General features: G+C 65.8%; 10 protein-coding genes. 5 read left to right on the top strand and 5 right to left on the bottom strand.

Annotation, left to right across the window (positions count from 1 at the left end; all coding sequences use genetic code 11):
• Positions 1-84: 84 nt before the first annotated feature.
• Positions 85-1314, top strand: a complete 1230-nt coding sequence (locus tag ACMZPQ_RS14060) for a DUF819 family protein (RefSeq protein WP_312646415.1) — start codon at positions 85-87, stop codon at positions 1312-1314.
• A gap of 86 nt (positions 1315-1400) precedes the next feature.
• On the opposite strand, the gene ACMZPQ_RS14055 is transcribed toward ACMZPQ_RS14060, so the two are convergent.
• From ACMZPQ_RS14055 to ACMZPQ_RS14035, 5 genes are read right to left on the bottom strand one after another with little or no spacing between them, the layout of a single operon-like run.
• Positions 1401-1880, bottom strand: coding sequence for a hypothetical protein (locus ACMZPQ_RS14055; RefSeq protein WP_197584085.1), 480 nt, complete (start codon positions 1878-1880; stop codon positions 1401-1403).
• Positions 1881-1924: 44 nt separating this feature from the next.
• On the bottom strand, positions 1925-2185 hold the full coding sequence (gene minE, locus ACMZPQ_RS14050; protein ID WP_005408532.1) for a cell division topological specificity factor MinE: 261 nt from the start codon (positions 2183-2185) through the stop codon (positions 1925-1927).
• Between the two features lie 2 nt (positions 2186-2187).
• Positions 2188-2997 (bottom strand): septum site-determining protein MinD, encoded by an 810-nt coding sequence (minD, locus tag ACMZPQ_RS14045; protein WP_004148075.1) that lies wholly within the window; start codon positions 2995-2997, stop codon positions 2188-2190.
• A gap of 35 nt (positions 2998-3032) precedes the next feature.
• A complete protein-coding gene (minC, locus tag ACMZPQ_RS14040) occupies positions 3033-3875 on the bottom strand; it encodes a septum site-determining protein MinC (protein WP_197584083.1) in 843 nt (280 codons plus the stop codon).
• On the bottom strand, positions 3821-4417 hold the full coding sequence (locus tag ACMZPQ_RS14035; protein WP_197584081.1) for a GNAT family N-acetyltransferase: 597 nt from the start codon (positions 4415-4417) through the stop codon (positions 3821-3823). The genes minC and ACMZPQ_RS14035 overlap by 55 nt, the downstream gene beginning before the upstream one ends.
• Before the next feature lie 150 nt (positions 4418-4567).
• Between ACMZPQ_RS14035 and ACMZPQ_RS14030 the strand changes: the two genes are divergently transcribed.
• The 4 genes from ACMZPQ_RS14030 (at position 4568) to ACMZPQ_RS14015 (ending at position 8189) form a co-directional block, all read left to right on the top strand.
• Positions 4568-5764, top strand: a complete 1197-nt coding sequence (locus ACMZPQ_RS14030; protein WP_197584079.1) for a histidine kinase — start codon at positions 4568-4570, stop codon at positions 5762-5764.
• Complete coding sequence (locus ACMZPQ_RS14025) at positions 5764-6405, top strand: response regulator (RefSeq protein ID WP_006424175.1); 642 nt, start codon at positions 5764-5766, stop codon at positions 6403-6405. Before ACMZPQ_RS14030 ends, ACMZPQ_RS14025 begins: the two co-directional genes overlap by 1 nt.
• 235 nt (positions 6406-6640) lie before the next feature.
• Entirely contained in the window at positions 6641-7714 is a 1074-nt protein-coding gene (locus tag ACMZPQ_RS14020; RefSeq protein WP_197584077.1) for a polyketide cyclase, read from the top strand.
• Positions 7715-7817: 103 nt separating this feature from the next.
• On the top strand, positions 7818-8189 hold the full coding sequence (locus ACMZPQ_RS14015) for a DUF423 domain-containing protein (RefSeq protein ID WP_049445939.1): 372 nt from the start codon (positions 7818-7820) through the stop codon (positions 8187-8189).
• Positions 8190-8450: the final 261 nt, after the last annotated feature.

Here is an 8450-nt window from a genome sequence, read left to right as displayed (position 1 = left end):
GCCGGCCGCTGGCCGGCAACCGCTTGCTGCTTCCCACCTGTACGAGATTGCCGGCCAGCGGCCGGCACTACCAAGAGCACCTGCATGATCCAGAACGACATCGTCGTCTTCGGTTTGATCGCCGCCACCCTCGGCGCCGTGTTCTGGACCGCCTCGCGCGAGCAGGGTCTGTGGAAACGCTTCTACACCTTCGTGCCGGCCCTGCTGCTGTGCTATCTGCTTCCCGGCATCTACAACACCGTCGGCTTGATCGATGGCCAGAACACCAAGCTCTACAACCCGGTCGCGCGTGACATCCTGCTGCCGGCGGCATTGATCCTGTTGACCCTGGCGGTGGACATCAAGGGCATCCTGCGGCTGGGCCCTAAGCTGGTGCTGATGTACCTGGGCGCGTCGGCCAGCATCATGCTCGGCGCAGTGGTGGCCTTCCTGGTGATGCGCGCGATCCATCCCGACACCGTGGCCGGCGATACCTGGGCCGGCATGGCTGCACTGGCCGGCAGCTGGATCGGTGGCGGTGCCAACATGCTGGCGATGCGCGAAGTCTTCGACGTCAACGCCACCACGTTCGGCCAGTTTGCCGTGGTGGATGTCGGCGTCGGCTACGTGTGGATGGCCGCGCTGATCTTCCTGGCCGGGCGCGCGGCGAAGATCGACGCACGCAGTGGCGCCGATACCTCGGCCATCGATGAACTGAAGGAGCGCATCGCGCGCTTCCAGGCCGAACACGAACGCATTCCCACCCTTACCGACCTGATGCTGATCGTGGCGGTGGCCTTCGGTGGCGTCGGCCTGGCGCATGCCATCGGTGCTCCGCTGGCGGCCTGGTTCAAGAGCAACGTCAGCTGGGCCGCGCAGTTCAGCCTGGACGCGCCGTTCGTCTGGGTCGTGGTGCTGTCGACCACGCTGGGCCTGGGCCTGAGCTTCACCCGCGCGCGCACCCTCGAAGGGGCCGGCGCATCGCGGCTGGGTTCGCTGCTGCTGTATTTCCTGATTGCCTGCATCGGCATGCAGATGGATCTGCTGGCGCTGCTGGACCGGCCGTGGCTGTTCCTGCTGGGCATCATCTGGATCGCCGTGCACATCGTGCTGCTGTGGTGCCTGGGCAAGCTGCTGAAAGTGCCGTTCTTCTACTTCGCCATCGGTTCGCAGTCGAACATCGGTGGCCCGGCCTCGGCACCGGTGGTGGCCGCGGCGTTCCATCCGGCCCTGGCGCCGGTCGGCGTGCTGCTGGGTACGATGGGCTACGCCACCGGTACCTATCTGGCCTACGTCGTCGGCATCACCCTGCGCGCGCTGGCCGGGCAGGGGTGATGGGTAGTGCCGGCCGCTGGCCGGCAACCCGGTGATGCTTCACGGAGTCATGAGGTTGCCGGCCAGCGGCCGGCACTACCGATGCTCTATGCCACCGGCAAGCCGCGTTCGATCAACCACGCCTTCGCGTCTTCGGCGTCCTGCTCGAACCACGCCTTGGTAGAGCCCAGCCGGTACGTATACCCCCAGGCATCCATGTCGGCCATCAGCCGCTCGCTGCCGACGCCGGGCAGCTGCCCGGCCAGCACGATCTGCAGGTAGCAGGTGGCGTCCTCTTCGGGCACTGAATCGGTGGCGTCGGTGTGCACCTGCGCGCGCCGCTCCGGCGGCAGTACGATCAGGTGGCAGGCTTCGTGCAGCATCGAATGCACGGGGGTGTCATCGCGCACGTAGACATTGCTGGCGATGATGCCCGCCTCCGGTTCGCCCCAGTAGCTGCCGGGAATCGGATCACCGGCGCCCACGTGGTGCAGCAGCAGGCCATGCGCGGCGAGCAGGCACTGCGCATCGGCGAAGGCGATATCGCCGACGCGGGTGACGTTCGGTTCGGGTGCGGTGTCGGTCATGCGTCATGCGGCCCCGCCCATGCAGGCACGGGCGGGGCAGGGGGTCAGGGTTTGTCCGGGCCTTCCGGCAGCGCCACGGAAATGTCCAGCACATCGTGCTGGCCATCCTTCACCAGGTCGACCTTCACCGCATCGACGTCGATGTTCACGTACTTCTTGATCACTTCCAGCAGCTCGCGCTGCAGCAGCGGCAGGTAGTCCGGGCCACCGCGGTGGCTGCGTTCCTGCGCGATGATGATCTGCAGGCGGTTCTTGGCGGTTTCGGCGGTGGTCTTCTTCGCTTTGAGGAAATCAAACAGGCCCATGCTTACCCTCCGAACAGCTTGCTGAAGAAGCCCTTCTTCTCGACGTTGGTGAAGCGCATCGGGCGTTCTTCGCCGAGGATGCGCGCGACGGCGTCGTCATAAGCCTGGCCGGCCGCGGACTCGACATCCAGGATGACCGGTTCACCCTTGTTGGAGGCGTTGAGCACGTCGCCGGACTCGGGGATCACGCCGATCGCCTTGAGGCCCAGCACTTCCTCGACGTCGGCGATGCTCAGCATCTCGCCGCTTTCCACGCGCACCGGGGTGTAGCGGGTCAGCAGCAGGAAGGCCGGCACGTCCTGGCCGGACTCGGCCTTGTGGGTTTTCGAGTCGAGCAGGCCGATGATGCGGTCCGAGTCGCGCACCGAAGACACTTCCGGATTCACTACCACCACCGCACGGTCGGCGAAGTACATCGCCAGGAAGGCGCCCTTCTCGATGCCGGCCGGGGAGTCGCAGATGATGTAGTCGAAGCCGTCGGCGGCCAGGTCCTTCAGGACCTTGCCCACGCCTTCCTGGGTCAGTGCGTCCTTGTCGCGGGTCTGCGAGGCGGCCAGCACGTACAGGTTGTCGAAGCGCTTGTCCTTGATCAGGGCCTGCTTGAGGGTGGCTTCGCCGTGCACGACGTTGACGAAGTCGTACACCACGCGGCGCTCGCAGCCCATGATCAGGTCGAGGTTGCGCAGGCCGACGTCGAAGTCGATCACCGCCACCTTCTTGCCGCGCCGTGCCAGGCCGCAGGCCAGGCTCGCGCTGGAAGTGGTCTTGCCGACGCCGCCCTTGCCGGAGGTGACTACGATGATTTCAGCCAAAGGACTTCTCCTGATGATTCTGTTTGGGGGCTGCGTCAGTCCAGCGCAGCGATCTTGATCTGGTCCTGTTCCAGCCACACCTGCACGGCCTTGCCGCGCAGGTTGTCCGGGACATCGTCCAGTACCTTGTAGTGGCCTGCAATGGCGACCAGTTCCGCATGGAAATCACGGCAGAAGATGCGTGCCGCGGTGTTGCCCTGGGCCCCTGCCAGCGCGCGGCCGCGCAGGGTGCCGTAGATATGGATGCTGCCATCGGCGATGACCTCGGCGCCGGCGCCGACGGTGGCCATCACGGTCAGGTCGCAGTTTTCCGCGTACAGCTGCTGGCCCGAACGCACATTGCCCAGCTGCATGCGTCCCGGCTGCGGTGCGGCGGCATCGGCAACCTTGGCCACCGGCGCGGCCGGGGCCGGCTTCGGCTCGGCACGCGCCGCACGGCGCGGCTCCGGTGCAGGCGGCGGGGCGGCTTCGGCCTCGGCACGCTCGTACTGCGCGCGGAACTTGGCCAACAACGGCAGCCCAAGCTGCTGCGAAAGCAGATCGACCGCGCTGGTGCCGTAGGCCAGTGCCACCGGCAGCACGCCCGCGCTGCGCAGGCCGTCGACCAGCGCCTGCGCGGTGGCCACGTCCGGTACCTGGCTCAGGCCACCGAAGTCGAGGATCACCGCTGCCCGGCCGAACAGCTTCGGCGCGCGGGTCACGCGCTCGTGCATCTCCTGCACGAGGCGTTCGACATCAAGGGTACGGATGCGCAGGTTGGCGATGCCCACCTGGCCGATCTTCAGTTCACCGGCCTGTTCGTAATCGAAATTCACCGCCACGCTCAGGTCCCCGTCGGCCGCTGTGCCTGCGCCGGCAACAGCCGTGCGCGTGTCCATGCCACATCCGGCAGCTTGCCGCCGTAGGTTTCCTGCACCCACGGGTAGCTGCACAGTTCCTTGGCCAGCATGCTGGCGCGCACGTCGACATGCGGCATCGTGTTCTGGCCCAGCTCGCGGAAGCCGAAGCTGCCGTGGAAGAGCAGGGCGGCATCGGCGCCATGGTCGAGGAACACTTCGCAGGTCATCTGCGGGTAGCGCAGTTCGGCGAAGCTCTGCGCATCGGCATAGAACGCACGTCCGACACCGCCACCACGACGGCGGCTGGCGACGACGATGCGGTCGATGTAGAAGAACGGGGTGTCCAGCTGCTGCTTGAACCAGGCGAAGTTGCTGCTGTCGTGCTGGCTGGCGCTGCCGAAGCCGATCAGGAATCCGGCCAGGTTGCCGTCGCGCTCGGCGACGCGGAAATACTCAGCGGTCTCGTAGAACAGGCGCAGCCGGGCCGCATCCAGGGGAAGGATGGCCAGGCCAGCGTTGTTGTTCAAAGCCAGGACGGAATCGAGCTCGTGCTCGCGCACGTCGCGGATGACAATCGACATTGTGACTCCGTGGGGTAACGCGGTTGGTCCAGCAAAGGACCCTGCGCACGATTATTGCATGCCCGGGGTGGGCTGCGGCATGAACAGGCGACCGCGCAGGCATGACTTCCGTGGGGTGCGGTGCACAGGCCGGGCCCGTAGAGTGCAGGCATGTTGGGAGCCCTCAGCCATACACGCGTCCTCCGCCTGGCCGGCCTGTTCACCTGGGTCATGGTCGGCCTGCCGCTGGCGTACTCGCAGTTCGAGAACCTGCACAGCCGTGGCGACATGGGCGGTTGGGCGGTCCTGCTGTTCCTTGCCTACCTCGCCTTCGGCACCTGTTATTACTGGCTGACCCGCATCCTGCGCAGCGACAGCCACACCAGCTGGCTCGACCGCGGGCTGCTGTTGCTGCTGACGATCTCGGCGCTGGGGGTCAGCTTCCTCAGCGGCTCGGGCCTGGGCAGCATCCTGATGATGGTCGCCGCCGGGGTCATTCCGTGGATGCTGTCGGTGCGCCTGGGCGTGTTGTGGCTGCTGGTCAGCCAGCTGGCGGTGGCCCCGGTCTACTACATGCTGCTGCGCTTCCCGCTGTTCGAGGCGGTGATGCAGTCGCTGCTGTACGGCGGCTTTTCCATGTTCATCTTCGTGACCAGCCTGGTCGCCCGGCAGCAGACCGAGGCCCGCGACGAGCAGCGCCGGCTGAACTCGGAACTGCGCGCGACCCGCGCGCTGCTGGCCGAAAGCGCACGGGTCAACGAGCGCACCCGCATTTCGCGCGAACTGCATGACCTGCTCGGCCACCAGCTGACCGCGTTGACCCTGAACCTGGAAGTGGCCGGCCACCTGGCCGAGGGCCAGGCGCTGGACCATGTGAAGCGCTCGCACGCCCTGGCCAAGCTGCTGCTGGGCAACGTGCGCGAGGTGGTCAGCCAGCTGCGCGAGACCGGCGCCATCGACCTGGCCGCGGCACTGCGCCCACTGACCGAGAACGTGCCCTCGCTGGACATCCAGCTGGAGATCGACGACCCGCTGAACGTGGAAGATCCGCAGCGGGCCCATGTCCTGCTGCGCTGCACCCAGGAGATCATCACCAACGCGGTGCGCCATGCCGGTGCGCAGCACCTGTGGATCAAGGTGTACCGTGAAGCCCCGGACCGGGTGGTGGTGGAGGCCCACGACGACGGTGCGGGCGCGGAGATGGTCAATGTGGGCAATGGCTTGCGCGGCATGCGCGAACGCCTGCAACAATGTGGCGGCCAGCTGCAGATCGAGACCCGTCCCGGCGAAGGCTTCCGGGTACGCGCCACGGTGCCTGCAACGGTGCTGGTGGCCGCTCTTACCAAGGTTCCTGAAGGAGTACGTTGATGATTCGCGTCTGCCTGGTCGACGACCAAACCCTGGTGCGGCAGGGAATCCGCTCCCTGCTGGCGCTCGACGACGGCATCGAGGTGGTGGCCGAGGCTGGCGACGGCCGGCAGGCGGTCGAGCTGATACCGCAGGTGCGCCCCGACGTGGTCCTGATGGACATGCGCATGCCGGTGATGTCGGGCCTGGAGGCCCTGCAGGTGCTGTCACGGCAGGAGCAGCTGCCGCCAACCATCATCCTCACCACCTTCGATGACGACCAGCTGGTGCTGGCCGGGCTCAAGGCCGGGGCCAAGGGCTACCTGCTCAAGGACGTGACCCTGGCGCAGCTGGTCGGTGCCATCCGCACGGTGGCCGATGGCGGCTCGCTGGTGCAGCCGGCGGTGACCCAGCGCCTGTTGTCGGGCCTGGAGCACATGCGCAACGAGTTCGTCAGCCTGGACCGTCCGGACCCGCTGACCGACCGGGAGACCGAGATCCTGCGGTTGATGGCCAGTGGCTTCTCCAACAAGGAAATCGCCAACTCGCTGGGCGTGGCCGAAGGCACCATCAAGAACCACGTGTCCAACATCCTGTCCAAGCTGGGCGTGCGCGACCGTACGCGGGCCGTGCTGAAGGCGTTCGAACTCCAGCTGGTCTGAGGAAAACCTTTTCAGGACAACGACTTGGGGGGGCATGCCCCGGCTCCTGCCGGTGTTGCCCCCTACTTCATGGGTATCGGTATGCGGTACCCTTCGAATTCTTTGTCCATACAAATACGCAGCCGGCAGGGAAACCGGTGCGCCAATCCCGATAAACAATGCCCGCGAAGCCTGCTAGGATTGGCGCTTCGCTTCAATCAACCCGGCCGTGGGATCGGCCCCGGAGACTCTCTGAATGACCCGTATTATCGAGTTCCTGATCGCCTTGGGGATCGTGGCTGGCCTGTTCGTCATTATTGGCGTCTGTCTGCCGGGCGAGCGTCACATCACCGAAAGCATCGAGACCAACCGCAAGATGACGATCGTGTACGACACGGTCAGCAGCCTGCGCCGCTTCAAGGACTGGAACCCGCTGGTACTGCGCGATCCCGCCGTTGAACTGAAGCTGTCCGGCCCGGCCTCCGGCGTCGGTGCCACGCTCGACTTCACCTCCAAGGACCTGGGCACCGGCTCCTGGAAGATCACCGAAGCCGAAGAGAACAAGCGTGTTGCGATCGCCATCGAAGACCCGACCAAGGGTCACGACAAGGTCACCACCTTCACCCTGGAGCCGACCGGCAAGGGTGGCCGCAACGTCAAGATCACCCAGGACTACTCGGTGAAGTACGGCTTCGACCTGTTCGGCCGCTACGCCGGCCTGTATGTCAGCCGCCAGATCGGCGACGACATCAAGATGGGTCTGTCGCGCATGGCCAACATGCTCGCCAGCGTTCCGAACGTCGACTACCGCACCCCGGAAGCGCCGCTGACCGATCTGGCCATCGTCGATGTGCCGGTTGAAGACCTGCTGGTCGTCAACGCCGGTAACGTGGACCGCGGCCAGGACACCATCACCAAGTCCATCAAGGACAACCAGGAGTGGATCAAGCGCGTGATGGAGGCCAATGGCCTTGAAGCCGCCGGTCCGTTCCGCATCATCACCACCGACTTCGGTCAGGAGAAGTACGCCTTCGATATCGCCCAGCCGGTGAAGAAGAAGGGTACTGAGGGTGCCACCGCTGAAGAGCTGACCGTCAAGATCGACGGCGGCGCTCCGGTCAAGTACGTGCACGTGGCTCCGCACCGTTCGGCGCATGCGGCCTACACCGGCCACATGGCAGGTCTGGACGTGGCCCGCAACGGCCTGCGCGCCTGGGCCGTGACCTCGGGCAACGAAGTCATCGACCGTCCGTACGAATCCTGGAAGGACGGCATCGACAAGTCGTTCACCCCGGAAGGTACCTACGACATCTACTGGGCCGTCAAGTAAGCCTCGGCTGACCCATGTAGTGTTGGACACGAAAACGCGCCGCTCATTGCGGCGCGTTTTTTTTCATCTGGCGCCCGGCATGGGCGCTGCGCAAGGAGCCCTCATGTTCAATCTTGAACGCCGTGCACGTAAGCCTTCCCTGCTGGCCTGCCTGGGCGCATTGCTGGCCGCTGCCTCGATCGGCCTGTCCGCCTACGCGTCGCACGGTGTCACCGATCCACTTGCGCAGCAGCATCTGAACATGGCGGCGTTGTACGCGTTTGCACACGGTGCGGTGCTGGTGGCGCTCGGGCCACGCGCGCAGGGAGCCATCGCGCATCTGGCGCTGTACGTGCTGCTGCTGGGCGTGCTGCTGTTCTCTGGCAGCCTGGTCGGCGGGGCGTTGTGGCAGTGGCCGACGCGGATGGCGCCGATCGGCGGCACCAGCATGATGGCCGGCTGGGTGCTGCTGGCGATCAATGCGTTGAGGCGGTGACAGCAGCCGGGCTGTCGCTTCGATCCATGCTGATGCGATCGTGATGGTTCATGGGCGTTACTTTTCTTTTCGCGCGAAAAGAAAAGTAACCAAAAGGAACGCGCCGCCGGCCGCGAGCCGGTGCTGTGCACCGGTGCCCTGCGCTCCTCGGCCCGTCGAGGGACGGTGCGGAGAGCAGCCGAGCATGGCTCGGCTCTTATCTCTTCCGACTCTGGCACCTTAGGTGCCGAGAGCCCGGCGCGGACGACCGTTCGGCTCTAG

Origin of the sequence: Stenotrophomonas maltophilia (genome assembly GCF_047497515.2) — a bacterium.
Lineage (GTDB): Bacteria > Pseudomonadota > Gammaproteobacteria > Xanthomonadales > Xanthomonadaceae > Stenotrophomonas.
Note: the sequence above shows the minus strand (reverse complement) of the source record. Positions and strands in the feature narration are given on the sequence as shown.